General features: G+C 65.5%; 21 protein-coding genes. 11 read left to right on the top strand and 10 right to left on the bottom strand.

All coding sequences use genetic code 11. The annotated features are described in order from the left end of the window. Window positions 1-195: 195 nt before the first annotated feature. Complete coding sequence (locus AAF604_13845; GenBank protein ID MEM7050744.1) at window positions 196-807, top strand: hypothetical protein; 612 nt, start codon at window positions 196-198, stop codon at window positions 805-807. A gap of 351 nt (window positions 808-1,158) precedes the next feature. Beyond that, on the top strand, window positions 1,159-1,764 hold the full coding sequence (locus tag AAF604_13840; GenBank protein MEM7050743.1) for a hypothetical protein: 606 nt from the start codon (window positions 1,159-1,161) through the stop codon (window positions 1,762-1,764). A 138-nt stretch (window positions 1,765-1,902) separates the two neighbouring features. Here the strand turns inward: AAF604_13840 and AAF604_13835 are convergent, their stop codons facing one another. Beyond that, complete coding sequence (locus tag AAF604_13835; protein ID MEM7050742.1) at window positions 1,903-2,622, bottom strand: site-2 protease family protein; 720 nt, start codon at window positions 2,620-2,622, stop codon at window positions 1,903-1,905. Between the two features lie 88 nt (window positions 2,623-2,710). After that, window positions 2,711-4,792, bottom strand: coding sequence for an elongation factor G (gene fusA / locus AAF604_13830; protein ID MEM7050741.1), 2,082 nt, complete (start codon window positions 4,790-4,792; stop codon window positions 2,711-2,713). 213 nt (window positions 4,793-5,005) lie between these two features. On the opposite strand from fusA, the gene AAF604_13825 reads away from it, so the two are divergent. Continuing rightward, the gene (locus tag AAF604_13825) at window positions 5,006-6,937 is read left to right on the top strand and encodes a serine/threonine-protein kinase (GenBank protein MEM7050740.1); all 1,932 of its coding nucleotides are present in this window, start codon (window positions 5,006-5,008) and stop codon (window positions 6,935-6,937) included. 4 nt (window positions 6,938-6,941) lie between these two features. Here the strand turns inward: AAF604_13825 and AAF604_13820 are convergent, their stop codons facing one another. Further along, window positions 6,942-8,300 carry a pitrilysin family protein gene (locus tag AAF604_13820; protein MEM7050739.1) on the bottom strand — a complete coding sequence of 453 codons (1,359 nt, stop codon included), beginning with the start codon at window positions 8,298-8,300 and terminating at the stop codon, window positions 6,942-6,944. Next, on the bottom strand, window positions 8,297-9,577 hold the full coding sequence (locus AAF604_13815; GenBank protein ID MEM7050738.1) for a pitrilysin family protein: 1,281 nt from the start codon (window positions 9,575-9,577) through the stop codon (window positions 8,297-8,299). Before AAF604_13815 ends, AAF604_13820 begins: the two co-directional genes overlap by 4 nt. Before the next feature lie 141 nt (window positions 9,578-9,718). Between AAF604_13815 and lexA the strand changes: the two genes are divergently transcribed. Beyond that, window positions 9,719-10,345, top strand: a complete 627-nt coding sequence (gene lexA / locus AAF604_13810; GenBank protein ID MEM7050737.1) for a transcriptional repressor LexA — start codon at window positions 9,719-9,721, stop codon at window positions 10,343-10,345. Window positions 10,346-10,747: 402 nt separating this feature from the next. Here the strand turns inward: lexA and AAF604_13805 are convergent, their stop codons facing one another. Continuing rightward, complete coding sequence (locus AAF604_13805; protein MEM7050736.1) at window positions 10,748-11,278, bottom strand: methylated-DNA--[protein]-cysteine S-methyltransferase; 531 nt, start codon at window positions 11,276-11,278, stop codon at window positions 10,748-10,750. Between the two features lie 146 nt (window positions 11,279-11,424). On the opposite strand from AAF604_13805, the gene AAF604_13800 reads away from it, so the two are divergent. Beyond that, on the top strand, window positions 11,425-12,894 hold the full coding sequence (locus AAF604_13800; GenBank protein ID MEM7050735.1) for a PilT/PilU family type 4a pilus ATPase: 1,470 nt from the start codon (window positions 11,425-11,427) through the stop codon (window positions 12,892-12,894). On the opposite strand, the gene AAF604_13795 is transcribed toward AAF604_13800, so the two are convergent. Then, window positions 12,891-14,162, bottom strand: coding sequence for a hypothetical protein (locus AAF604_13795; GenBank protein ID MEM7050734.1), 1,272 nt, complete (start codon window positions 14,160-14,162; stop codon window positions 12,891-12,893). The genes AAF604_13800 and AAF604_13795 overlap by 4 nt on opposite strands. 185 nt (window positions 14,163-14,347) lie before the next feature. On the opposite strand from AAF604_13795, the gene AAF604_13790 reads away from it, so the two are divergent. Together AAF604_13790 and AAF604_13785 are read left to right on the top strand one after the other, a co-directional pair. Further along, window positions 14,348-16,051, top strand: a complete 1,704-nt coding sequence (locus tag AAF604_13790) for an N-acetylmuramoyl-L-alanine amidase (GenBank protein MEM7050733.1) — start codon at window positions 14,348-14,350, stop codon at window positions 16,049-16,051. Window positions 16,052-16,221: 170 nt separating this feature from the next. Then, the gene (locus tag AAF604_13785; GenBank protein ID MEM7050732.1) at window positions 16,222-16,902 is read left to right on the top strand and encodes a DNA alkylation repair protein; all 681 of its coding nucleotides are present in this window, start codon (window positions 16,222-16,224) and stop codon (window positions 16,900-16,902) included. 787 nt (window positions 16,903-17,689) lie between these two features. Here the strand turns inward: AAF604_13785 and AAF604_13780 are convergent. The 4 genes from AAF604_13780 to AAF604_13765 all read right to left on the bottom strand — a co-directional run bounded on the left by AAF604_13780 (window position 17,690) and on the right by AAF604_13765 (window position 21,622). Further along, window positions 17,690-18,694, bottom strand: a complete 1,005-nt coding sequence (locus AAF604_13780) for a sigma-54 dependent transcriptional regulator (protein ID MEM7050731.1) — start codon at window positions 18,692-18,694, stop codon at window positions 17,690-17,692. A 263-nt stretch (window positions 18,695-18,957) separates the two neighbouring features. Further along, window positions 18,958-20,259 carry a fumarylacetoacetase gene (gene fahA / locus AAF604_13775; GenBank protein ID MEM7050730.1) on the bottom strand — a complete coding sequence of 434 codons (1,302 nt, stop codon included), beginning with the start codon at window positions 20,257-20,259 and terminating at the stop codon, window positions 18,958-18,960. Continuing rightward, complete coding sequence (locus tag AAF604_13770) at window positions 20,256-21,125, bottom strand: hypothetical protein (protein MEM7050729.1); 870 nt, start codon at window positions 21,123-21,125, stop codon at window positions 20,256-20,258. The genes fahA and AAF604_13770 overlap by 4 nt, the downstream gene beginning before the upstream one ends. A 47-nt stretch (window positions 21,126-21,172) precedes the next feature. Then, window positions 21,173-21,622: a MarR family winged helix-turn-helix transcriptional regulator gene (locus tag AAF604_13765; GenBank protein MEM7050728.1), complete on the bottom strand. Its 450-nt coding sequence runs from the start codon at window positions 21,620-21,622 to the stop codon at window positions 21,173-21,175. Between the two features lie 228 nt (window positions 21,623-21,850). Between AAF604_13765 and hppD the strand changes: the two genes are divergently transcribed. The 4 genes from hppD (at window position 21,851) to AAF604_13745 (ending at window position 26,937) form a co-directional block, all read left to right on the top strand. Continuing rightward, complete coding sequence (hppD, locus tag AAF604_13760) at window positions 21,851-22,984, top strand: 4-hydroxyphenylpyruvate dioxygenase (protein ID MEM7050727.1); 1,134 nt, start codon at window positions 21,851-21,853, stop codon at window positions 22,982-22,984. Window positions 22,985-23,104: 120 nt separating this feature from the next. After that, window positions 23,105-24,271, top strand: a complete 1,167-nt coding sequence (locus AAF604_13755) for a homogentisate 1,2-dioxygenase (protein ID MEM7050726.1) — start codon at window positions 23,105-23,107, stop codon at window positions 24,269-24,271. Between the two features lie 5 nt (window positions 24,272-24,276). After that, window positions 24,277-26,274, top strand: coding sequence for an acetoacetate--CoA ligase (locus tag AAF604_13750; GenBank protein MEM7050725.1), 1,998 nt, complete (start codon window positions 24,277-24,279; stop codon window positions 26,272-26,274). A 219-nt stretch (window positions 26,275-26,493) separates the two neighbouring features. Beyond that, entirely contained in the window at window positions 26,494-26,937 is a 444-nt protein-coding gene (locus AAF604_13745) for a biopolymer transporter ExbD (GenBank protein ID MEM7050724.1), read from the top strand. Window positions 26,938-26,981 lie beyond the last annotated feature (44 nt).

The raw sequence follows: 26,981 nt of genomic DNA, 5'->3' as shown, positions 1-26,981 counted from the left end.
TGCAGGTGCCGCGAGGCGACGGGCAAGAGCCCTCGTGCACGCTCTCCTATGCCCCGTGAGGCCCTGCTTCCTTGGTCGCGGAATCCGGGCCACCGGGAGGGCTATCTTTATTTATGCATTATTGACATTTCGAAAAATCTGGATATTATTTCGGCGAGTGGGAATGAGCCCGCTGCTTTTGAAAAGGAGAGATTGATGAAGTCACTCATCCGCACCGCCATCGCCTGCGCCATCGCCCTCTTCGCTGCCCCCTCCGCCTTCGCCTGCATGATCATCATCATCATCATTCCCACCGAGGGTGGAACTCCGACGACCACCGTCAACTTCGTCGAGCCGGGCAAGGCGCAGATCTCCTTCAAGGGCTACGAGACCACGGAAGTCGAACCCAACGACTCCTGCATCGTGGCCTTGCCGCCGGTGGACGGCCTGTTGGCGGTCAATCGCGTGATCAACTATGACACCGCCACCGGTGAGCCCCTGAGCTGGGTCGACTTCCGGTCCTCCAAGACACCCGGTCGCGAGATCGCCGACATCGCCGAGGATCTCGGCCTGGCCGCCGACGACACCAACTGGCACGGCTTCCTGACCCGCGTGACCGCCTCCGTCGAAGCCGGTTCACCGAACCACTTCGTCCTCGATGTCACTCTCGATCCGGATGTCACGCCTTGGGAGTTTGTCCAGTCGCTGCGCGAGGATGGAGTCTGGGCCACGAGCTCGTCCGACGCGCTCGGCAATCCGACCCCGGACCACAACCACTTCCTGCGGGTTGCGGATACGGAGCTGGTGGTGACCTTCCCGCCGAACTGAGGCTGTGGCGACTTCATGAAGTCGACCCAAGTGCCGGACTTCTGCTGAGATTCCAGCAGAGTCAGGTCGCCGAGGGCCGCCCGCGGGCGGCCCTTTTTCGTTTCCCACGCCGCGTCGCCGGGATTGAAACGGTCACCGACGGAGCCCGATTGGGGAGCCCTTTCTGATCATTCAGGCTTCTGGCGGAGGCCGTCGTTTGCTGCCCCTCGTGCAGTGCTCGTCGAGCGTGGGCGGCCTGCCGGATCGCCGGAAATGCGAATTCGTTTAAACAGTTACTATTGACGTTTTAAAAATTATGTATATCCTTTTGATAGGTGGGAATCTCCCCACTCGATTCAAAAGGAGAGACTGATGAGTTTATTCACCCGCATCGCGATTGCTTCCGCCATCGCTCTCTTCGCTGCTCCTGCCGTCTTCGGCTGTATGGGACCTGTGATCGACCCAAATGGGTTCACAGGCACCACGACGGTGGAGTTCGATGGGCCGAACAAGGCGAAGATCGTCTTCAAGGGCTATGAAACCACCGAAGTCGACCCCAACGACTCCTGCATCGTGGCCTTGCCACCGGTGGAGGGACTGCTGGCGGTCACCCGCGTGATCAACTACGACACCGCCTCCGGTGAGCCCCTGAGCTGGGTGGACTTCCGGTCCGCCAAGACCCCCGGTCGTGAGATCGCCGATCTCGCCGAGGACCTTGGATTGGCCGCCGACGACACCAACTGGCATGGCTATCTGACGCGCGTGACGGCCTCGATAGACGCCGGTGCATCGAACCATTTCGTCCTCGATGTCACCCTCGATCCGGAGGTCTCGCCGTGGGACTTCGTCCAGGCACTGCGCAAGGACGGCGTTTGGGCGACCAGCTCGTCCGACGCCCTCGGCAATCCGACCCCGGACCACAACCACTTCGTACGGGTTGCGGAGACTCGGCTGGTCGTCGTCTTGCCGCCGGGCTGAGGTTCTTTTCTGAGCTCGTAATGCCGACCAGAGTGCCGGACCGCCGCTGAAGCTCGAGCAAGGTTCGGCTTCTGAGGGCCGCCTGCGGGCGGCCCTTTTTCGTGGTCGCTGCGGCTCGAATCAGAGGCGGGCGCCGGTCTACTGGTAGTCGACGCCGGGGTAGAGCAGCTTGAGGGCGATGAGGAAGACGCGATCGAAGACCGGGTTGAACAGGCGCCAGGCGATGAGCAGTCCGACCAGGGCGAGGCCCGGCTGACCGGCGAGGAAGTCGCGGTAGCGCATGGCCGTTTCCTCCGGCATCAACAGCGTGATCACCGAGCTGCCGTCGAGGGGTGGCAGCGGGATCAGATTGAAAACGAAGAGCAGAAGGTTGAGGCCGAACAGGATCGACAGCACCATCGCCGCTCCCGATGCCAGGCCGGGGGAGGCGGCTTCGGTGAGCATGCCGAAGGTCACCGACTGCGGTGCCACGAACCAGCCCATCGCCAAACCCAGCACGATGGCGGTGCCGGCGAGCAAGACCAGCAGCAGATTGGCCAGCGGGCCGGCGAGAGCCATGATCGCTTCGCGCCGCGGGTAGCGCCGTGCCCAAACCGGGTCGTAAGGCGCGCTGGCCCAGCCGATCATCCAGCCGCTGGTGGCGAAGACCAGCAGGGGCACGATCACCGTGCCGAAGGGCGATCGCCGTATGTGGGGCACCGGATTGAGGGTGACCTGACCACCGTGATAGGCGGTCGGGTCTCCGAGGCGCAAGGCGGCGAAGGCGTGGGCGGCTTCGTGCAGCGTCAGGGAGAGCAGGAAGACCGCGTACCAGGCGACCCCGAGCATGATCTGTTCTTGCAGGGCCGGGTCCATCATCGGATCTCCATCGGACGGCAACGCAAAGATCCCGCGCCACTCGCGCAGCGCGGGATCGAAATCGGCGAGCCAGCCATTCGGCTCGGAGTCAGCCTTCCGCTTCCTCTTCGCGACGGCGCTCGGCGATCAGCTTCTCCTGCTCTTGATGGGGCAGCTCTTCATAGTGCGAGAAGTCCATGGTGAAGCTCGATCGGCCTTGCGTGATGGCCCGCAGGGCGCGGGCGTAGTCGAGCATCTCGGACATCGGCGCCACCGCCTGGATCACCTGCTTCTCGTTCTTGACGTCCATCCCCTGGGGGCGGCCACGGCGCTGCGAGAGGTCGCCGATGACGTCGCCGGTGAACTCTTCGCTGGTGGTGATCTCGACCGACATCATGGGCTCGAGGATGGTCGCCTTGGCCTTGCTCATGGCGTCCTTGTAAGCCAGCGAGCCGGCCACCTTGAAGGCCATTTCGGACGAATCGACATCGTGGTACTGGCCGTCCTTCAGGCGAACCCGGAAGTCGACCATCGGGAAGCCGGCGAGAAATCCCTTGTGGCGCGCTTCCTGAATACCCTTTTCGACCGCCGGGCGATAGTTCTGAGGGATCGCCCCACCGAAGATCTCGTCGATGAAATCGAAGTCGTCGCCGCGCTCCATCGGTTCGATGCGGATCTTGCAGTCGGCGAACTGACCGCGCCCACCGCTCTGCTTCTTGTGGCGGCCGTGGCCATCGGCCGGCACCTTGATGGTCTCGCGATAGGGAATCTTGGGCGGATGGAGGATCACCTCGACGTTGAAACGGCTCTTCAGCTTGGCGACGGTGATCTCCGCATGGCGGCCGCCGGACCCCGAGAGCAGGAACTCGTTGGTCTCCGAGTCCCGCCCCGCCTGCAGGCTGATGTCCTCCTCTTTGAGGCGGTTGAGGGCTTCTCCGATCTTCTCCTCGTCACCCTTGGCCTTGGGCTCGATGGCGAAGGACATGGCGGGAATCGGCAGGCGGATCCAGGGCAGGGTCAGGGGCTTTTCCTTGGCGCAAAGGGTGTCGCCGGTGACCGAATTCTTGAGCTTGGCGACGCCGCCGATGTCGCCCGCCACCAGATGGGGAACCTGGGTGCCCTGCTTGCCCTGGAGGCTAAGTAGATGGCCGACCTTCTCCAGACTCTCGAGGCGCGGATTCCAGTAGGGAGAGTCCGAATGCAAGGTTCCGCTGGCCACTCGCAGAATCGAGATCCGGCCGCTGAAGGGGTCCGAGAGGGTCTTGAAGACCAACACCGAAACGGTCTCGTCACCGCCGCTGATCTCGATCGTTTCGCCGCCAACGTCCTTGGCTTCGAAGGTCCGGCTCAGCGGCGATGGGGCGAGATCGACGACCGTGTCGAGCAGCGCCGACGGACCGATGCCATGGGCGCCGGAGGTCATCGTCAATGGAAAGATCGAACGGTTTTTCACCGCCGAGCGCAGACCTTTGACCAGCTCCTCCTCGGTGAGGGTGCCCTTCTCGAAGAATTCCTCCATCAGGAACTCGTCGGTTTCGGCAATGGCCTCGATCAGCTGGTTGCGCCATTCTTCGATGGCGTCGGCGAGCTCTTCCGGCGGATCTTCGACTCGTCCCTTGCCGTTGCCGTCGCGATCGAAGTAGTGAGCCTTGCCGGTCAGCAGGTCGACGACGCCGGCGAAATCGTGCTCTTTTCCGATCGGGATTTGGATCGGAGCGACGCTGCGGCCGAAGCTTTTTCGCAGGTCTTCCACGACCTCTTCGAAGTTGGCTCGCTCGCGGTCCATCTTGGTGAGATTGATCAGCACCGGCCGCTCGTGATCGGCGGCCTTGGCCCACACCTTCTCGGTGGTCACCTCGACGCCGCCGACGGCGTTGATGCAGAGCAAGACCGCATCGGTGGCCGCAATGGCGGATCGGGTCTCGGGGAAAAAGATGCCGTAGCCGGGGCAGTCGATGAGGTTGATCTTGTGTTTTTGCCAGGGGACGAAGCAGGGGGCGAGGGAGATGGAGATGCCGCGTTCGATCTCTTCGGAATCGAAGTCGGTGACGGTGTTTCCGTCTTCGACCTTGCTCATGCGGTTGACGGCGCCACCGGCATAGAGCAGAGCGCTGATCAGGGTGGTTTTGCCGGTGTCGTTATGGCCTGCTACAGCGAGATTTCGAATCTTCTCCGAGCTGTCGACCTGCATTCCGCGCCTCCTCGTGGTTCCCCAGACGGCCTCTCTTCAGCGAAAGTAAGAGGCCAAGCATATACCACCCTGGAGGGCCTTTTTGACGGTCCCGGTGGGGTGCATCTAAGCACTGACTCTGCATGGATTTACGTGTTGTTGAGCGGGGCTTTCGGGTTTGACGCGAGGGACCTTCGCCCCCTACAATCGGATGTTCCCTCCCGAACGCTGAATATGTCGTCTTCATCGAATCGTCTCGGCCGGTACGAGGTCCTGCGGGAGCTCGGTCGCGGTGCCATGGGTGTGGTTTACCTGGCGAAGGATCCGCTGATCGGTCGCCTGGTGGCCCTGAAGACTTTTCAGCTCAGCTACGCTGCCGATTCGGAGGAGCTGCGGCAGCTACGCTCACGCTTCATCCGCGAGGCCCAGAGCGCCGGCATCCTGTCGCAGCATCCGGGCATCGTCACCATCCACGACGTCGCCGAAGCCGGCGGCGGAGGTGGTGCCTTCATCGCCATGGAGTATGTCGAGGGCACCAATCTCAAGGACATTCTGCGGCGCGGTGATCCGGTCGATCTGCCGTTCATCGGCGACATCGTCGGCCAGATCGCCGATGCCCTCGACTATGCCCATTCGAAAGGGGTGGTGCATCGCGACGTCAAGCCGGCCAATGTCCTGATCACTCCGGACAAGCAGACCAAGATCGCCGATTTCGGGATTGCGCGCATCAACACCTCGAACCTGACCCAGGACGGCCAGATGCTCGGCACCCCGAACTACATGGCTCCGGAGCAGGTTCAGGGGCAGGAGGTCGATCATCGCGCCGACATTTTTTCCCTCGGGGTCATCGTCTACGAGCTGCTGACTCGCAAGAAGCCCTTCCAGGGAGAAAATCTGACCACCGTCACGCACCGCATCGTGTACGACGAGTTCACGCCCCTCGAAGAGCATGTCGCGGGCCTGCCGAGTGGCTTGACGCAGGTTCTCGGCAAGGCCCTCGAGAAGAGCCCGGCGCGACGTTACGACGCCGCCGGCGAGCTGGCGGTCGAGCTGCGCCGGGTGATCGACGAGCACCTCGGCACGGCGCCGTCGCCGGCAGCGCCCTCGAAACCGGTGCCCGCCACCCCGGCCGCCGCGCCGGTCGCCCCGACGGTGACTCCGTCGCTGCCCGAAAGCCGCCCTGCAGCGGCCTCGGCGCCGCCTTCGAAAACCGCCGCGACCACCCTCTGGGGCGAGCGCCTGCGGCAGCTCTTGCCGGTTTCCGGAGGGGACCGCGGACGTCGTGTCAAAGTCGGTGCCGTCGCTGCCGGCGCGGCGTTGCTGGTCTTCGGTGCGCTGGTTCTCTGGGCGCGCGGTCAGATTCCCGAGGTTCCTCCGGAGGATTCTCAGCATCGCATGCGGGCCCAGTACCTGACCTTGATGAAGGAGGGGCGCCGCCATCTCGCGGCCGGCCGCGCGGGGGCCGCCTCGCAGGCCTTTCGACGGGCCGAGCGCCTGGCGCCGGACCCGGCGCGGGTGCGGGCCCTCGCCAACGATGCTCGGCGCTCCGTCGACGAGGGCGAGCTCCTGGCGACCCAGCTCGAGGCGGCTCGCCAGGCCCTCGAGGACAAGCGCTACCTCGAGGCTCGGGCCTCGGCGACGGCGGTCTTGGAGCTCGATCCGGACCATGCCGAGGCGGCCGAGATCCTCGCCGCCGCCACCGACGCCCTGGAGCGCGAAACCGCTGCCTCGACGGCGGTGACCAGCCCCGGTCGTCAACCGGTGACGCCGCGTCGCCGGCCCTCGACGATGCGCTCGCCGACCAATCGCCGGCCGGCGACGGCTCCCCAGGCGGTGGCGCCGGCGACGATGGCGATCGAGTTCACCACCGATCTCCCGGAGGGAACGTTGGTGATCACGGCCAACGGCGAGGAGGTCTATCGCCGTGCCTTCGCCTTCTATGAGAAGGGCGGCCTGTTCCGCAAGAAGAAGATTCCCCAGAGCGGCAAGATCACCGCGCCGCCGGTGCGGGTGCCGGCCGGCCAGCAGCGCTTGCGGGTGGAGGTCAGCCGTCCCGAGGCGCCGGCTCTGGTGCGCGAAGCACGCACCACACTGCCTGCCGGGGGCAGCGTTCGGTTCCGCATCCGCCTGGCGGCGGACGGCAGCCTCGGCCTACAAATCGATTGAGGCCTTATTCGAGGGAGTGGACGGTGACCGGGCCGAGGGGGGCGAACTGCGGCTCGAGCTCGGCCGCCGGGCCGACGGCGACGATCGCCAGGCGATCCGGCTGCAGAACCTCGCGGGCGGTGGCCTGGAGGGTCTCGCGATCGATCGCCCGAATGCGATCCGGGTAGGTGTCGTAGTAGTCGTCGGGAAGATCGTAGATGCCGAGGTTCTCGAGGCGGAAGGCCAGGTTGCCGACCGTCTGGAGGGTGTAGGGAAAGACCCCGATCAGGTAGTTCTGCGTGTCTTCGAGCTCGTCGACCTCGACCACTTCGTCGCGGATGCGCTGCAGCTCGTAGAGCACCTGGGTGGCGGCGGCGCCGGCGACCGGGTTGGCCACCGCCGTGCTGACCGTCCAGGGACCCGGTCCCCGTCGGCCGGCGAGGCTGCAGGCGGCGCCGTAGGTGTAGCCGTGTCGCTCCCGCAGATTGAGATTGATGCGGCTGGTGAATTTGCCCCCGAGGAGCGAGGTGAGAACCGCTGTGGCCACGAAGCGATCATCGCTGCGGGCGATGCCGGCGTGTCCCATCAAGAGCTGGGTCTGGGCGGCACCGGGCCGGTCGACCAGGTGCACCTGGGTGTGCCCCAGGGGAGTCGGCACGATCTCCGTCGACGAGCCCGAGGGCTGGTCCCCCGGGCGATCGAAGAGGGTCGCCACCTCTTCGATCAGGGCTTCCGGCTCGTCGTCGCCGACCACCACCGCGAGAGCTCCGGAGAGCTTGTATCGACGCTGGAAGAAGCTCTCCACCCGCTGGCGATCGAAGCGTTCCAGGCTGCCGCCGGTTCCGATCGGAGAGCGGCCGTAGGGAAGGTCGCCGTAGACGACTCGACGGAAGCGATCGCGGGCGAGAAAGGCCGGATCCGAGGTCAGGCGGATGAGCTCCGCGGCGCGATCGGCCCGCAAGCGAGCGATCTCTTCCTGCGGGAAGGCGGACTCGGTCGCCAGCTCGGCGAGGAGCGCCAAACCTTGCTGGCGGTGGTGGGCGAGCAACTCCACCGACAGGGAGCCGACATCCCAGGTGGCGCCGGTCGCCAGGCGAGCACCGAGACGCTCCGCGGTGGTGGCGATTTGGTGCGCGCTGCGTGAGCTGGTGCCGTCGTCGAGAAGCAATGCCGTGAAGGTGGCGAGGCCGGCGTCTCGCGGTGCGTTGAGGGCCGCGCCGGCGGGGAAGTCGAGCTCCAGGCGATAGAGGGCGCTGCCGCGATGGCGGGTCGCCAAGACGGTCAGTCCCGAGCTCAAACGCCGGCGCTCGAAGGTCGGGAAGCGGAACGGCTTGACGGCGGCAGCCGCCGGCGGCCTCGAGCGATCGACCAAGGGTGACGTCATGCGGCCCTTTTCGGTACGACCTGAACCACCACGCGCTGGTCCGAGTCCAGGAAGCGGCGCGCGAAGGCCTGCAGGTCGTGGGTGGTCAAGCGACGGTACTCTTCGATCTGGCGCGTCGCTCTGCCGGGATCGTCGAACAGGGTGGTGAACTGCGAGAGCAGATCGGCTCGGCCGTCGAGCTTCTGGAGCTCGGCGAAGGTGCTGTGCAAGTGGGTGTTGCGAGCGCGCTCGAGGTGCTCTTCGGAGACGCCGTGACGAGCGCAGGCCTCGATCTCGTCGGTGATCGCCGCCACCAGGGCGTCCGGATCCGTCGCCGGCCGGGCGGTGGCGGCGAGGTAGAAGGTGGCGCAGAGCTCGGTGGGAAAAAGCGCCGACCCGATGTCCTGGGCGATCTGGTCGCGATAGACCAGGCGATGGTGGAGCAGGCTCGATTTGCCCGTCGACAGGACCGTCGAGAGCAGGTCTCCGGCAGTCCACGTGGGATCGCCGAAGCGCGGTCCGCGGTAGCCCAGGTAGACCCGAGGCAAGCGCACGTCGTCTTCCAACACCACCCGTTGCTCTCCCGGTAGTGGTGGCAGGTCGACTTCCATCCTGGCGACCTCGGGGCCGCGCGGAATCGCCCCGAAGTAGTGCTCGATGCGGGTGAGGGCGTGCTCCGGATCGAAGTCGCCCGCCAGGGTCAGGACGGCATTGTTGGGGGTGTAGAAGCGGCGGAAGAAATCGGTCACGTCGTCGAGGCTGGCGGCGGCGATGTCGTCCATATAGCCGATCACCGGCCAGTGGTAAGGATGCTCCGCCGGATAGAGGTTCTCGTGCAGACGCTCGAAGGCCAGCCCGTAAGGCTGATTGTCGATGCGCTGGCGCCGCTCGTTCATCACCACCTCGCGCTGGGTGTCGAGCTTCTCCTGGGTGACGCCCGGGAGGAGGAACCCCATGCGGTCCGACTCCAGCCACAGTCCGAGGTCGAGGTGGTGCGCCGGCAAGGTCTCGAAATAGTTGGTGCGGTCGAACCAGGTCGAGCCGTTGGTCACTCCGCCGACCTGTTGGATATAGCGGAAGTGCTCCTGCGCTTCGACGTGCTCACTACCCTGGAAGAGGACGTGCTCGAAGAGATGGGCGAAGCCCGTCCTCCCCGGACGTTCGTTCTTCGAACCCACGTGATACCAGAGGTTTAGGGTAACCAGCGGCAGCGCCTCGTCGCGGTGGAGGATGACCCTCAGACCGTTCGAGAGGGTGTGGCGCTCGAAGGTGAGGTCGAAGGGTGCCTTGGAGCGCATCGCCCGATTCGGTGAGGTAAAAGATCCGACGCCAACAGGTGCTGAAGTTGCGGCAGTGTAGTTCCGTGGTTTGTGGAGTGTCAAGCTGAGAATCCCTGTGGGGCCTTGACATACGCCCAATTACCGCCGTACCATTTTGCCATGGCAGAACGACCGAACTACCTCACCGAGCGGCAGAAGGAAATCCTCGATTTCATCCTCGAGTTCCAGCGCGACCGGGGGGTCTCGCCGACCCACCGGGAGATCTGTGAGCATTTCGGGTACTCCTCCTACGGCACCGTCTACAAGCACCTCAAGCTCCTGCAGGAAAAGGGTTTCCTGCGGCGTGAGTGGAACCAGAAGCGGGGTATCGAGGTGGTCGATCGGCAGACCGAGGAAGGCAGCGGCGACGACCTGCCTTTCTTCGGTCGCATCGCCGCCGGCCAGCCCATCGAAGCCCTTCCCGGGGACGAGCGGATCGGCGTCCCGGGGCATCTCATCGGAGCACGCCGCAGCGATCACTACGTGCTCGAGGTGGTCGGCGATTCGATGATCGACGAGGGGATCCACGAGGGCGATCTGGTGGTGGTTCAGCGCCAAGAGGTTGCCCGTCCCGGCGAGATGGTGGTGGCCCTGGTGGGCAGCGACGCGACCCTCAAGCGCTTCCATCCGGAAGGCGATCAGGTGCGATTGCAGCCCGCCAACAAGAACATGGAGCCGATTTACGTGTCGGCCCGTGAGCTGCGGATTCAGGGGGTGGCCGTAGGACTAATGCGCCGCTTCGAATGACTGGAGCGCGGATGCACCCCCAGCTGCGGCGTCTTGCGGGGGTTCTGCGCTCCTCGGCGTACTACCTGTACGCCTGCGGTGCTCGCCCCCCGCAGTCCTTGCATCTGGAGGCACCTCCACGCTCCAGTTCCGCTGCAGAGTGGGGTGGTTGCTGAGGGGGGCTTGCGCTCCTCGACGTACTACCCGTACGCCTGCGGTGCTCAGCCAGCGCAGTCCTTGCATCTGAGGGCACCTCCACCCTCTCATCCCCGCTGCGAGTCTCGGTATGCCTGCGGTGCTCGCCCCCCGCAGTCCTTGCATCTGAGGGCACCTCCACGCTCTCATCCCCGCCGCGAGTCTCGGTCGTTTTGGGAGCGGTGCTCGCCCCCCGCGGTCCTTGCATCTGGGGGCACCTCCGCGCTTTTAGAAGAGCTCCAACTGCCTCGTGACCTCGGCGCCTTCTAGCTCCAGGAGTTGTTTTTTGCGCTCTAGGCCGCTGGCGTAGCCGACGAGCTTGCCGCCGCTGCCGATGACTCGGTGGCAGGGGATGATGATGCCGATGGGGTTGTTGTGGTTGGCCTGGCCGACGGCGCGGGCGGCGCCGGGGCCGCCGTGGGCGGCGGCGAGGTCGCCGTAGGTGCGGGTTTCGCCATAGGGGATTTCGAGGAGCTGGTCCCACACCTGAAGTTGGAAGTCGGTGCCGCGGGGCGCGAGCGGCAGGTCGAAACGGCGGCGCTCGCCGGCGAAGTACTCATCGAGCTGGCCCTTGGCCTCGGCGAGCAGGGGATTCTCGGGCTGATGCTCAGCGCGCCGGCGTTCGCCTTCGGCGCGCGCCTGGGCGGCCGAATCGTGCTGCGAGAGCTGAATCAGGACGTCTCCCTCGGCGATCAGCAGGACCCGACCGGTGGGAGCGGCGAGATGCACCGAGATGCGCCCGGGGTGGTCCTTACTCACCGATCCTCCGGGGGCTCCTCTCGGCCAATGTGGAGCGCTGGGCTGGGCTGGTTTTCGGCGGCGATGGCCGCTGAACGAAGGGCGTCGGGGGCACTTGCATGAGCATCGAAAGAGAAGGATACAATCAGCGGTCGGGGAGAGATGGGATGACCGCGGATCAGATCGAGCAACAAGAGCAGGAAAAGGAGGGGCCGGTCAAGGTTCTCGACCGGCTGCTGCGCTATACCACCAAGAAGGGCGCTTCGGATCTCCATCTGAAGCCCACCCGTCCGCCGCTGCTGCGGGTCAATGGCAAGCTGATGCCGATCGACGCGGCACCGCTCGGCCCGCGGGATATCGGTCGCATGGTGTTGCCGGTGCTCAACCCGCAACAGAAGGCCCGCCTCGAAGAGCGCATGGCGGTGGATTTCGGCTACGGAGTCAGCGGTCTGGCGCGCTTCCGCGGCAATCTCTACATGCAGCGTGGCACCTTGGCGGCCTCCTTTCGGCGGATTCCGTACGACATTCGGACCGTCGACGAGCTCGACCTACCGGAAACACTGCTCGACTTCTGCGACATGCCGATGGGGCTGGTGCTGGTCACCGGACCCACCGGAAGCGGCAAATCGACGACCCTGGCAGCGCTGGTCAAGCACATCACCCATCGCCGACCGGTGCACGTCATCACCATCGAAGATCCGATGGAGTTTCTGTTCACCGATGGTGTGGCGACCCTTTCGCAACGCGAGCTCGGCACCGACACGGTGAGCTTTCGGGAGGCCCTGCGCAACGCCCTGCGCCAAGATCCGGACGTCATCATGGTCGGTGAGATGCGGGATCCGGAGACCATCAGCACGGTGATCACGGCGGCCGAGACCGGCCACCTGGTGTTCTCGACCCTGCACACCAACAGTGCCTCCCAGACTGTCGACCGGATTCTCGATGCCTTCCCGCCGGAGCAGCAGTCCCAGGTGCGCGCCCAACTCGGCCAAGTGCTCAAGGGCGTGGCATCGATGAAGCTGGTGGAACGCAGCGACGGGCGCGGCCTGGTGGCCGCGATGGAGATCATGAAGGCCTCGCCCAAGATCAGCAAGATGATCGAAAAGGGCGAGACCACGAGCATCCTCGAAGAGATCGAAGACTCGGTCGGCTACTACCGCATGCAGTCGACCAATCAGTCGCTCCTCGCCCTGTTGGTGCACGGCACGATTCCCTATGCCGAAGCGATGCGTCAGTCTCCGGATCCGGAGGATCTTTCCCTCAAGCTGCGCAAGATGTTCCCCAAGATCGAAGACCTAGGAGCGGACATGAGCCCATCGACTGCCGATTTCTCGCAAATCCTCGAGCTGCAGGAGTTCCGCCGTCTCTACGAAGAGCAGGAAGAGAAGGTCAAGATTCGGATTGCGGACAAAGACCAGGCGATCGCAGAGAGCCAGGCAATCGTCTCGGACCGCGATGAGCGGATTCAGGAGCTCTCGGACAAGGTCGACGAGATGAACGAGGAAGCGGAGCGCATGCGCAACGATTACAACCGCCTGCGGCAGGAAGCGCAGGAGAAGATCGACAAGCTCAACAAGCGCATCAAGGAGCTCAATCAGAAGCTGATGGCGGACGATAAGAAGGGCTTGTTCCGCTAAGGGTCTTCTTCCTCTTTCCGCCAGCCTTCCAGCCAGCGAATCGCCTGCTCGCGGTTCGTCAGATCGCCGTCGACCTGGGCGACGCGCAGGGCCTGCTGGGCTCGGCCGATGCGCGGGCCGGGCGTGGCTCCGAGGAGCTTCTGCAGGTCGCGGCCGCTCAGCAGTGGCGACGGCCGCTTGATCTCGTCGCCGTGCTCGGCCTCGAGGGTTTCGAGGGCCTCGAACGCTTCCCGCCAACTGACCTTCGGCCTTCCTGCGAGATCCGCCTGCAGAACCGCAATCTGCAGCATTGCCGAGGGCCAGAGGTCCGCGAAACGATGCAGGAATCGCCGTCGGCTTCGCTCATTGGCCGGCTGCTTGTCGGCGGTCAGGAGGAGTCGGACGGCGGCGGCTCGGCGCCGGCTCATCAGTCCGTTCTCGACGAAGCGGTCGAGGGCCGGGAGAGAGTTTCCCGCGCCATCTCCCGAGGACCAGCTCAGGGCCCAGCGAACCGCTGCGCGGTCGATCGCCAGGTGGGCGACCCCTGCCGCCAGGGCGTCGAGGCGGCGGAGTCGCTGCGCCGAGATCCTGCCCTGGTCGCGGTCTGCCAGTGGTCCGAACCAGAGCCGAGGATAGATCTCGAGCTCGACCAGGCAGGCCAGCCCCGCGGCGGCTGCGGGACTGTCGAAGAGCAGGTCGAGCTCGACGCGAATCCGCTCTTTGGCGACGGCGGACAGTTGGGATACGGCGCTGCGGGCTTGCTCGAGGGTTCGGGCTTCTGCCTCGAAGCCCGGTAGCTGGGCGACGAATCGGGCGAGTCTCAAGACTCGCAGGGGATCTTCTGTGAAGACTCCCGGGCGTGGGGCTCGCAGGATGCGCTCTTCCAGGTCCTGTCGACCGCCGGTGGGGTCGAGCCAGCGTCCGGAGGGCAAGTCGACGGCGATGGCGTTGATGGTCAGGTCCCGACGCCGCAGGTCTTCTTCGAAGGAGAGACCGCCGCGGTCGAGGATGTCGAGCACGAAGTCCGCCCCCACCAGGCGGTAGGTTGCCTGCTCGTGATGACCGAGGGGCACCAGGCGCGCCGAGGTGCTGGCGGCGACCGCTTGCGCGATCTCGCGTCCGCCGCCGGAGACCACGACATCGAAGTCGTGGCTCGGACGGTCGAGCAGAAAATCGCGGGGATATCCGCCCACCAGGTAGACGTCGTACTCCTTGGCCGCCGCTACCAGGGCGGCGAGGGGAGGCCGGTCGAGGGGGAGCGGGAATGCTGGTTTGCCCTGGGTTCTCACGGGGGTTTGCCTTGGGTTCTCATTGGAAGTTAAACTTCCGCCTGAGAAAGCCTGTCCTAAACATGGATAATTCCAGAAAAAATGCCGTCCGCGACCCTTGGTCTCGGCAGCATGGCGCCAGAACCCGATCGCGTCGTCGCCGGCAAGATTATCCCGACGCCCCCTCTTGGATTCTGATCGGCTTGGTGCTCCTACTGCTGGGCACCGGTCCAGCTCTGGCGGTCGATCGGGTCGAGATCTCGCCGGGCCTGGTCGCCTCGGTGATCGGTCAGGATCTCTTTCTCGAAGCTTATCCGGAGAAGGGCGAGGGGTTGCTGGCTTTCTCCCGCCGCCTTTGTGGCACCAGCGAATCAGCGAAGGCGATCGCCGCCGCCAACGGCGATCTCGGTGTTCTCAAGGCCGGGCTGCGCTACCGAGTGCCCTTCGACTTGCTATTGCCGGAGCACCAAGAAAAGGTGATCGTGGCTCTCTTTCCGGACGATCGGGTCGAGCCCGCCGGCTGGGTCCACAAGGTCCGAGGTTTTGGCGACTTGCGGCGCGAGAGCTTGTGGCAGCTTGCCGAGTGGTTCACCGGCGAGGGCAGCCACTTCCGCGAGATTCGCCGCCACAACGGCTTCTCCGAAGGCGAGCTGGCCGCCGGCCAAGAGGTGGTGATTCCCGCCGCCTTGCTGCGGGCGCCCTTCGACACGGTGATTCCGGCGGCACCGCTGCACTCGGCCGAGGAGTTCGATCTTTCCTACGGGCGTGATGGCGAAGGCGAGTTCGCGGTCTACCGTCTCAAGCCCGGTGAGGCGCTCTATTCGAGCGTCGTGGTGCGCTTCACCGGTCGTGTGCTGGCGGTCGACGTCAACGCCCTGGCGCGCGACATCGCTCAACGCAGCGGCATTGCCGACGTCACCGACATTCCGGTCGACTACGCGGTCAAGATTCCGACCGACCTCCTTCTGCCGGAGTTTTTGCCCCGCGACCATCCTCGGCGCCGGGAGTACGAGCAAGGGCTGCGCGCCAGCGCCCGCTTCAGCAATCGCATTCGGTCGCGCGATCTCGAAGGCATCACGGTGATTCTCGATCCCGGCCATGGCGGCGGCGACCCCGGGGCCTCGCTCCACGGCGTCTGGGAGAGCGTCTATGTCTATGACATCGCGCTGCGGGTTCGGCGCCTGCTCGGCGACAAGACGGCCGCCAAGGTCGAGATGACGGTTCGGGACGGCGATCGTTACGAGATTCCGAAGCGCGATGTCCTGCCGATCTCCCGCTCCCACGCGGTGATGACCGACCCGCCCTACGTGATCGCCGATTCGAAGGTCAGCGCCCACCTGCGCTGGTACCTTTCGAACAGCCTGCATCGCAAGGTGGTGAAGGCGAGCGGTGATCCGGACAAGGCGATCTTCGTCTCCATTCACGCCGATTCGCTCCACCCCTCGCTGCGCGGCGCGACGGTCTACATCCCGGCGGCCGACATGATCGGTGGCGAGTTCGGAAAGCGAGGCGAGATCTACCGCTCTCGGCGCGAGGTGCGCGAGAAGCCACGGGTGCTGTACAGCTACCGCCAGCGGGTGCGCAGCGAAGGCTTGTCGCGCCAGCTCGCCGAGTCGATCCTCGGCCAGTTCCGTCGCCGCGATCTCGAGGTCCATCCCTCGAAGCCGATTCGCGAGAAGATCATCCGCAAACGCAGCGCCTTCGTACCGGCGATGCTGCGTTACAACTCGGTCCCTGGAAAGATCCTGCTGGAGGTCTGTAATCTCGCCAACGGCAAGGACCGCAAGCTGCTGCAGACTCAGGCCTTTCGCCAGCAGGTGGCGGAGGCGATCGTGGATGGCATTCTGGCCTATTACGACTCGAGCGGAAGTTCGGAGGAATCCGTCCAGGTGGCGGCCCAGACCGAGTAGCGGACAGCGCCGCCCGTCTTTGGACTGGCTTTTCACCCAAAATCTACCGGTCTTCGCTCGCTTCTTGAACTGCGCGATCGAAGGGATGCTGGTTTGGGAGAAGCCCACCACTGCTTGGGATCGCTAGGATGCCGCGGAAATTCGCGCCATCAACCAGGGAGGCCGAGGCCTTGAATACGAAAGAGATTCTCACCGAGCTCGAAGGAATGGCCGACGAGCGGACTTTGTCGAGCTGGTCGAAGATGGGCATGGACACCAGCAACTACTTCGGCGTTGCTTTGGGAGCGGTCAAGAAGTACGCCAAGACCTTGGGGAAGGACCACGAGCTGGCCTTGGCTCTGTGGGAGACGGGCAACCACGACGCGCGGTTGCTCGCGACCTTTGTCGAGGTGGCCAAGGCGATGGATGCGGAGCAGGCGGACCGTTGGGTTGGCGAGGCGGGGTTCTGGGATCTGTCGGACAAGGTGTGCTCGGTGCTGGTGGCCAAGACCAAGTTCGCGGGCGAGAAGGTGGCCCCCTGGATCGCCAGCGACGGCGAGTTCACGCGCCGCTCCGGCTGGGTTCTTCTCGGAGAGCTCGGCAAGTCCGGCAAGGGAGTGAGCGACGAGGAGCTCTTTTCCTATATCGAGCAGATCGAGCGTGAGGTTCACCAGGCGCCGAACTGGACGAAGGACGCCATGAATGTCGCCCTGTGGGGCATCGGTAGTCGCAGCAAGGCGGTCAACGAGGCCGCCGTCGAGGCCGCCCGGCGCATCGGGGCGGTCGATGTCGACTATGGCGAGACCACCTGCAAGGTGCCCGATGTGTTGGCGCTCCTGACCCACGAGCGGCTGCAGAAGAAGCTCAAGTAGGACTGAGTTTCTTGCCCTGCGGGCCTTTGGTGGTGGTGGGCATCCTCGGTCCGCTGCGCTTCGAGGGCGAAACTCGCAGGGCGGTCTCCGCTTTCGCGGGCTGGATTCTTGGGTGAGTTGGTTCTCCGTTTCGCAGTCTCTTCTGCTCAGACAGTCGCCCTCGAGTGCTCGCTGGCCCGAGGCTGCCTGGGACCTTTGAGGTATCGCCGACCGGGGGTTGCTGGTTGTGGTTGGTTCGGGGTTCCGTGTGGGCATCCTCGGTCCGCTGCGCTTCGAGGGCGAAACTCGCCGGTAGGTTTCCGCTTTCGCGGGCTGGATTCTTGGGTGAGTTGGTTCTCCGTTTCGCAGTCTCTTCTGCTCAGACAGTCGCCCTCGAGTGCTCGCTGGCCCGAGGCTGCCTGGGACCGACTTTTTCGAGAGCGGCCGGGGTCGGGTTGATGGTGGTCTTGACGTCTTCGATGCGGCCCCGATGGTCGGTGAGGCGAGGCGGGGTGGACGAGCATTGGGTCGCTGTGTTCGAGCAGGAAGAGGTCGTGCGCGGAAGGGGTCTTGGTCGGCGCGTTAGCCACGCGTCCACGATTCCGGTGGGGCGAGTTCGGCGACCCAAGCGCAGCCACCCCGTCTCGCCGTTTCCCGCGCAATTCCCATCTCGGGGTTTGGCAAGCTTGTCCCCTCTCTAGAAGGGAGGGGGCGTTCGGCGATCCGAGCGCAGCCTGGCCGCCTCGCCGTTTCCCGCGCCTTTTCGATCTCGGGCTTGGTGGCCTGGCTCCCCGCGAGAACGGATGGGTCAGGAGACCGAACGCCGGAAGCGGTTGGGATCGATGTTGTGCTTCCGGATCAGCTCAAAGAAGGAGCGGCGGTCTTTGCGCGCGGTGCGGGCGGCATGGCTGACGTTGCCTCCGCAGCTCGAGAGCATGCTTTCCAGGTACTGGCGCTCGAACTCGGCGACGACCCGGCTCTTGGCGGCCTGAAAGGAAACCTGGCTGGCCGCGGCCGCTTCGAGCACCAGGTCGCGACTGCGAATCGAGGCGGCGGAGCCGGCGTTGAGGATGACGGCGCGCTGGACGACGTTTTCGAGCTCGCGGACGTTGCCGGGCCAGCGATAGGTGAGCAGCTTCTGGGCCGCCTCCGGTGCGAATTCGTGAATCGCCGCGCCGCTGGAACTGCGATAGCGCTCCAGGAAGTGCTCCGCCAGGAGCAAGATGTCACCGCAGCGATCGCGTAGCGGTGGTAGGTCGAGCTGCACGACATTGAGGCGGTAGTAGAGGTCGCTGCGAAAGGTGCCCTTCGCCAAACGGTCCTGGAGGTCGCAGTTGCTGGCGGCGACCACGCGCAGATCGGCCCGTCGTAAACGTGCCGAGCCCAGTCGGCGGTACTCTTTCTGCTCGAGAAAACGCAGCAGCTTGACCTGGGCGGCGAGCGGGAGGGAGTCGATCTCGTCCAGAAACAGAGTGCCGCCTTCGGCCTCCGAGATCAGGCCGTGGGTGGCGCGGTCGGCGCCGGTGAAGGCGGCGCGGGCGTGGCCGAAGAGCTCGTTCTCCACCAGCTCCATCGGAATGGCCCCGCAGTTGATCGGCACGAAGGGGCCGCTCGCTCGCGGGCTCAGCAGGTGGACGGCGCGGGCGAAGAGCTCCTTGCCGGTTCCCGTCTCGCCGCGAATCAGCACTCCAGCATCGCAGGCGGCGACCGCCGGTAACTTCTCGACCTCGTCGAGAAAGCTGCGGCTCTGACCGACGAGCTCGCCCAACCCCAGCGCTTTGCGCAGGCGAGATCGAACATTGTCGTGACTCACGACGAAGCCCTTTCGGCGTATCTCGGCAGGCCGGTGATCGGCCCAGGGAAGATCCAGCGCTCTCTTGAAATGAGATAGGCGGATTCGCAATTGTGTTTGTTACAGCGATCGCTGTTTTTTTGAACAGGATCCCGTCGAACGGGGCCGAGATCTGGCCGTTCGCGCAGGGGGGCGCTCGGGCAGCCCTGATGGGAGTCCGAAGGCGCCCGGGGAAGGTGGGGGAGTCGCTGAGAAAGCCGCTCTGGGACTTTCTCAGCGTCGAGCTATCCGACGATCTTGCCGCGGCACTCGCCGAAGCCGATCCGCACGCGATCCGGCGCCTCACAGAAGCCGCGCAGGATGACTTCGTCGCCGTCCTGGAGGAATCGGCGCTCCTCGCCGCTGGGCAGCTCGACCGGGTGCTTGCCGCGCTGCGTGATCTCGAGCAGGCAGCCGCGGCTCTCGGCAGAGGCCCCGGAGACGGTGCCGCTGCCCAGCAGGTCACCGGGCCGGAGGTTGCAGCCGTTGCTGGCGTGGTGGGTGATCATCTGCCCCGTCGTCCAGTAAAGATCTCGGAAGCTCGCGGCGCTCAGGCGCACCGGCTCGTGGCCTTCGGCCGCCATCTGGGCGGTCTGCAGCCAGGCTTCGACGGTGAGATCGATGCCGCCATGCGCTTGCTCGCGATCGGAGAACAGATAGGGCAACGGGCGAGGATCGCCCCCAGGGCGCTCGAAGACCGGGCCGCGATAGGGCGCCAGGGCTTCCGCCGTCACCACCCAAGGCGACAGGCTGGAGGCGAAGCTCTTGCCGAGGAAGGGACCGAGGGGTTGGTACTCCCAGCCTTGGATGTCGCGTGCCGACCAGTCGTTGAGCAGGCAGAGGCCGAAGAAGTGCTGGTGGGCATCGGCGAGGTCGATGATGGTGCCGAGGTCGTTGCCGGGGCCGACGAAGATGCCGACCTCGAGCTCGTAGTCGAGGAGGCGGCTGGGGCCGAAGCTGGGCTCGGTGGCGTCCGGCGCCTTGCTCTGGCCGTGGGGGCGATGGATCGCCTGGCCGCTCGCCACCAGCGACGACGAACGGCCGTGGTAGCCGATCGGGATGTGCTTGTAGTTGGGCAGCAGCGGATTGTCGGGCCGAAAGAGCTTGCCGACGTTGGTGGCGTGGAACACCGAAGCGTAGAAGTCGGTGTAGTCGCCGACTTCGGCCGGCAGGTGGAGCTCGGCGTCCCGGGAAGGCAACAGGAGGGGGCCGACGGCGCCTCGAAAGGACTCGTCGGCGTCGTCCACCAACAGCTCGAAGAGGCGGTGCCGCAGGGCTCGGCGCGACTTTGCCGGCAAGGCCATCAGGCCGTTGAGGTCGGTGCCGCGGCAGGCCATGGCGAGCTCTGCCTTCAGCAGGCCGGTGGCGGCGACGGCGGTGAGATCGAGGATCTCGTCACCGATGGCGACGCCGAGGCGTTTCTCTTGGTTGCTGGTCGAGAAGACACCCAGCGGGAGGTTTTGGAGCGGGAAGTCTCCGGCCCCGTGGGCCGACTCGATCCAGCTTCGACGGTCGGGATCGTGGGTATGGTCGACGGTGTAGCTCACAGCAAGCCACTCCTTTCGAGGGATTCGATGGGTTCGGTGAAGGAACAGGAGCCGAAGGAGCGAGCGAAGTGCTGGCGCGCTTCGGCGAGCTCGGCTTCGCCGAGGCTCCAGCTCTGCCAGTCGAGGCGGCCGGCCGCCTCGCTCCAGGTCGGGGAGCCGGACTGGGCCAGGAGGTCCGCTACTCCAGCTTCGTCGATGCGACGATGCCAGAGCAGAGCGGCGGCGAAGAACACGTTGACGAAGCCGTGCATCACGGCCCGGTCGCTGCCCTCTTCATAGGTCAAGGCATAGCTGCCGGGGAATGGGTGATGGAGTCCGGCGGTGGCCTTGAAGGCCACCTGCTGGTCGCGGCAAGCGGTGAGGAATCGGGCGACCTCGGAGCGCTGCGGGATGGCGTCGGGGACCACGCCGCCGGTGCGAATCTTGACGGCTCGTCGGTGGCCTGCGGCGGCCGCGATCAGCTCTCGCGGATCCTGCCGGTGATCGATCTCGTAGAACACCTCCCAGCCCTCGTCGACCTTCACCGCGAAATCTGTCGGCTCTTCGGCGATGGCTTCGAGGGCGGTGACCACCAGGTCCGAGCGACCGGCGAGGGCGCGGCGCAGAGTGGCGACGCCGGCGGCGACGTCGCGCCCCACCAGGACGCTGAGCTCCCAGGGAGACGTGATGCCCGCCGGCAGGTACGAGATCAGCTCCGAAACTCGGGCCGCCGGCACCACCAGACGACCGAGCAGGGGGCGCCGGGGGCCTTGGCGATAGGAGGCGTAGTTGGCGACCACCGTGGCGAGGTCGAGGGAAGCCGGCGGAAACAGGCCGGCGTAGTCGATCAGGCCGTCGAGGAGACCTTGGCTGTAGGTCGAGTTCACGACATGGCTCCTGCTTCTAGTCCGCCCGACGCGGGCGGAGCGATGGATCAGAGGGTGTCGGCGAGGTCCTGCAGCAGGGCGAGGAGTTGGCGCTGCTTTTCCGCCGGCAGGCCAGAGACCAGCTCGCGATCGACCTCTCGGATGCGGCGCTCGATCTCGACCACCTGGCGCTTGCCGGTGGCGGAAAGGGAGACGCGGGCTCGTCGCCGATCGGCGGCTCCCCGGAGGCGCTGAATCCAGCCGCGCTTCTCGAGGCGCTCGAGGGGCGAGACCAGGGCCGACGGAGCGGTTCCGATATGGCAAGCGATGTCCTTCTGGCTGCACTCGGGATTGTTGGCGATGAACTCGAGGGCCGCGAACTGGATCGGAGCCAGGTCGAGGTCTGCGAATGCCTTGCTGAACAGGAGCGCCGCCCGGTTGTAGGTGAGGCGGAGGTTGAAACCGACGAGATCGCGCAGCAGTCCGAGATCGGCCGCCGGCTGAGGGGCGTGCTCCATGGACCGAGTGTACCGGAGTCGGTCTGGGTTCGAAAATAGTTTACCTTCATAACCATTCATGGTATATATCATCTCCGACGCGGGGACGAAAGCTCATTCCCGCCCCCGACATCACGGCTCGTCAGCAGCGCAAACCGCGACTCCGAAGAATTGGGCGCCGAGCGAGTCGACCAGGCCAGACCAGCCGGACCCGACGAACGGTTCGGCCGAACGATGGAGGATATGCCGATGACCGTTGTTGCTGAGCCCCGCACGTCCGCTCAAGAGAAGAAGGCCCTGAGGAATCCTCTCGGGCTGAAGCGTTTGCACCACGTCGAAATGTGGGTCGGCAACGCCAAGCAGTCGTCCTTCTACTACCGCGACGCCTTCGGCTTCTCGCAGTCCGCCTATCGCGGCCTCGAAACCGGCTCGCGGGAGGTCACCTCCTACGTTCTCGAGCAGAAGAAGGCCCGCCTGATCCTGACCACGCCGATGTCGGCGGAGCACCCGATCAACGAGCACTTGGTCAAGCACGGCGACGGGGTCAAGGACATCGCCTTCGAGGTCGAAGACGCCGATCAGGCCTTCGCCGAAGCCCTTGCCCGCGGCGCCAAGGCGGCGGCGGAGCCCCACGACCTGACGGACGAGCACGGCACCCTGCGTCGCGCCGTCATCCACACCTACGGCGACACGGTGCACTCGCTGATCTCGAACAAGGGCTACGACGGCCCCTTCATGCCCGGCTTCGTGTCCAAGCCGGTCGCCGGGGAGAGCGTCGGCCTGGTGCTGATGGACCACATGGTGGGCAACGTCGAGCTCGGCAAGATGAACGAATGGGCCGACTGGTATAGCAACGTCCTCGGCTTCGAGCGCTACATCACCTTCGACGACGAGGACATCTCCACCGAGTACTCGGCGCTGATGAGCATCGTGATGTCGGACGATCGCCAGGTGATCAAGTTCCCCATCAACGAGCCCGCCGAAGGCCGCAAGAAGAGCCAGATCGACGAGTACCTGGACTACTACAACGGTCCCGGCGTGCAGCACATCGCCATGCTCACCGGCGACATCCTGACGACGGTGGAGAAGATGCGCGCCAACGGCATCGAGTTCCTCACCGTGCCGGACACCTACTACGACGAGCTGCCTTCGCGCGTCGGCGACATCGACGAAGCCGTCGAGGCGATTCGCCAGCTCGGCATCCTGGTCGACCGTGACGAGGACGGCTATTTGCTGCAGATCTTCACCAAGCCGGTGGTCGATCGGCCGACGCTGTTCTTCGAGATCATCCAGCGCAAGGGCAGCCGGGGGTTCGGCAAGGGCAACTTCAAGGCCCTCTTCGAGGCCATCGAGCTCGAGCAGGCTCGCCGCGGCAACCTGTAAGAACGGCTGTTAGGCTTTCGGGGCGGCGCCGGTCGAGCGTGTCGGTCGGCGTCGCCCACGTGGTTCGGTTTGCGAGCCCGTCATCCCGGCGCCTTTTGGAAGATCCCTCAGGAGCACGCCATGCCGTACTACGTTCGCCAAGGCAAGATCCCGCGCAAGCGGCACAGCATTTTCCGTTCCGAGAGCGGTCAGCTCTTGCCGGAGCAATTGGTCGGCAACAAGGGATTCGTCGGCATTTCGTCGCTGCTCTACCACCTGCGGCCGCCGACGACGGCACTTTCCTCGGAGCATCTGCGCGACGTCGCCCTCGAGGCCGACCCCGAGCGGCGTTTGCGGCACCGGCACTTCCGGCTCCATCGCTTGCCCACCGGCGGTAGCCCGGTGCTCGACCGGGTGCCGCTGATGTTCAACGGCGATGTCGCCTCCTATCTGGTGCAGCCGGACCGCGAAGACGACTTCTTCTATCGCAACTCCCAGGGCGACGAGCTGATCTATGTCACCCAGGGAGAAGGGGTGCTCGAGACTCAGTTCGGCGAGCTGCCGTTCGCGGCCGGCGACTACCTGGTGATTCCGCGCTCGGTCCTGCATCGCTACCGCTTCACCAGTGAGAACGCCATATTCCTGATCCTCGAGGCCGGCGGGTACTTCCGGACACCCGGTCGCTACCGCAATGAGCACGGCCAGATGATCGAAGGAGCGCCGTTCTCGGAGCGCGATATCCGAGCCCCCCAGAACCTTCGCACCCACGACGAGACCGGCGAGTTTCCGGTAGTGGTCAAGCAGTACGATGCCCTCACCCGCATCGTGCTCGACCACCATCCCCTCGACGTCGTCGGCTGGGACGGGTTCTTCTTTCCCTGGGCCCTCAGCATTCACGATTTCGAGCCCCTCGTCGGGCGCTTCCATCAGCCGCCGCCGGTGCACCAGACCTTCGCCAACGATGGCTTCGTGGTCTGCTCCTTCTGCCCCCGGCCCTACGATTTCGATCCCCAGGCGGTGCCGGCGCCCTACAACCATTCGAACGTCATGTCCGACGAGGTGCTCTACTACGTTTCGCAGGAGTTCATGAGCCGTAGTGGCATCGAGTTCGGTTCCCTGACGCTGCATCCGGACGGCGTGCCCCACGGCCCCCATCCCGGTCGCGCGGAGGCCTCCATCGGGGCCCAAGGGACCGACGAGCTGGCGGTGATGTTCGACACCTTTCGGCCCCTCCAGGTGGCCCAGAGCATCCTGACGGTGGAAGACGACGAGTACTTCCAGAGCTGGGTGCACGGCGACCACGGCTAGGTCCTGTGCAGGATTCTCGAGAGTCCGGCGAGGCGTCGCGGCCGACCGCCGCCGGTGACTTGCTCTGGCAGCCTTCGGAAGGGCAGCGATCCGCGACCCGCCTGGCCGCCTTTCAGCACTGGCTGGCGACCGAGAAAGGCATCGATCGGCCGTCCTACCAGAGCCTCTGGGAGTGGTCCGTTACGGATCTCGAGGCCTTCTGGCGAGCGATCGCCGAGTACTTCGAGGTTTCGTTCGAGGAGCCGCCGGCGCCCGAGGCCTGGACCTTCGACATGCCGGGAGCGCACTTCTTTCCCGGCGCGCGCCTCAACTACGCGGCCGAAGTCCTGCGCCATCGCGGCGACCAGCCCGCCTTGATCGCCCGCCGCGAAGACGGCGCTCGGCGCGAGCTGTCCCGCGACCAACTGCGCGACGCCGTTGCCCGCGCCCGCCGGGGTCTCGAAGAGCTCGGCGTGAGCGCCGGGGACCGGGTGGTCGGCTTTCTACCCAATGGCGTCGAGGCGGTGGTCGCATTGCTCGCCACCGCCAGCCTGGGCGCCGTGTGGTCGAGTTGTCCGCCGGAGTTCGGGGTGCGCGGCGTCCTCGATCGCTTCCAGCAGATCGAGCCCAAGGTGTTGATCGGAGCTACCGGCGAGCATCACAACGGCAAGCGCTACGACCGCTCCGAGACCCTCCGCGAGATCGTCGCCGCCTTGCCAACGCTGACCGCCGTCGTCACCGTCGGGGAAGGCGGTCCGCCCGGCGCACTTTCCTGGGACAGCCTGTGCCGGGAAGCGGCGGCGCTCGATTGCGTCGCCGTCGACTTCGACCACCCGTTGTGGGTTCTCTACTCGTCCGGCACCACTGGGCCACCGAAGGCGATCCTCCAGGGGCACGGGGGCATCGTTCTCGAGCACCTCAAGCAGCTCGCCCTGCACAGCGACCTGAAAGCCGGCGATCGCTTCTTCTGGTTCTCCACCACCGGCTGGATGATGTGGAACTACCTGGTGGGCGGATTGATGCTGGGTGCCACCATCGTCCTCTACGAGGGCAGTCCCGGCTATCCCGATCTGATGAGCCTTTACCGTTTGGCGGCGGAGGAGCGGGTGACCTACTTCGGGGTCAGCGCGCCCTTCATCGACGCCTGCCGCCAAGCCGGAATCTCGCCGGCGGCGGAGCTCGATCTGTCCGCCCTGCGAGGCGTCGGCTGCACCGGCTCGCCGCTCTCGGCCGCCGGCTTCGCCTGGGTCTACGATCACCTCGGGAGTGATCTCTGCCTCGGTTCCCTGAGCGGTGGAACAGACGTCTGCACCGGCTTCGTCGGCCCCTGTCCGCTGCTGCCGGTGCGTGCCGGCGAAATCCAGTGCCGCTCCCTGGGGGCCAAGGTCGAGTCCTTCAGCCCCGCAGGGGAGACCTTGGTCGGCGAGGTCGGAGAGCTGGTGCTGACCCAGCCTTTGCCCAGCATGCCGGTGGGCTTCTGGGACGACCCGCAGGGCGAGCGCTATCGCCGCGCCTACTTCGAGCGCTTTCCCGGGATCTGGCATCACGGCGACTGGATCGCCATCGATGAAGGCGGCAGCTCGGTGATCTACGGCCGCTCCGACGCCACCCTCAACCGCGGTGGCGTGCGCATGGGGACGGCCGAGTTCTATCGCGTGGTCGAGGCCTTGCCGGAGGTCGTCGACAGCCTGGTGATCGACACCAGCGGCGCTGCCGGTCCCGCTGACGAGGATGCCGGCAAGCTCTGGCTGTTCGTCGTTCTGGCCGAGGATGTCACCGACGCCGGAGAGCTCGCCGGCCGCATCAAGGCCACCCTGCGGCGCGAGCTTTCGCCCCGCCATGCGCCCGACGCCATCTGTCCGGTCACCGCCATCCCGCGCACCCGCAGCGGTAAGAAGGTCGAGGTGCCCCTGAAGCGCCTGCTCGCCGGCACGGCGGGTCTGGAAAGCCTCAACCGCGGCGCCCTGGTCAACCCCGAGGCGGTCGATGCGCTGCTGGCGGTCGCTCTCGGGCAGCCGGGATAGATCGCCGCCGGCCTTCCGACGAGCCCTCGAACGACTCAGCATTCGCCTGCGAGTCGCGCTCGTGGTTTCGGCCCCTGGCTCGCCCGGTGCGCCATCTAGCCGGGAACCGTCTCTCTCAATGCCGGGTCCAATGTCCTGAGAAACGGTGGAGCGGATCGCGGAACGCGGCGTTCCTGCTGAGCGCATCCAGCGTGGGAGGAGACCTGAGGGGGACGCGAGATGGCATCCTTGAAAAGCTCTGGCGTGACGGACGAGATCCCGACCTCATCGATGGCCGATATCGCCTTTCTCTTGATCATCTTCTTCATGGTGACGGTGACCTTCACGGCCACCCGGGGACTCGACTTTGCCCTGCCCCAGGACGAGCCCGAGCCCCCCGTGATCGATCCCATCGAGTCCGTCTTGATCGAGATTCAGCCGACGGGAGCTCTGCTGGTCGACGGCTCTCCGCGTCGCCTGGATCAGGTGGTGGAATACCTGCGGCCCAAGCTGCAAGCGAATCCGATGAAGCCGGTCATCATCAATCCCGATGGCGCGGCCCCCTACGGAGCGATGGTCGACGTCTACGACGAGCTGCGGGGAGCGGCCGAGCGGGGTGTCGAGATCAAGGTCATCTCGATTCCGACCCAGCGCGAGATCGATGCCTTCTGGGATTTGAGATAGCTTTCCTTCCTCGATCAAGGAACCCACGGACGGCCGGTTGCTGC

Source organism: Acidobacteriota bacterium, from assembly GCA_039028635.1.
Taxonomy (GTDB): Bacteria; Acidobacteriota; Thermoanaerobaculia; order Multivoradales; family JBCCEF01; genus JBCCEF01.
This window is presented reverse-complemented; position numbering and strand designations above follow the sequence as displayed.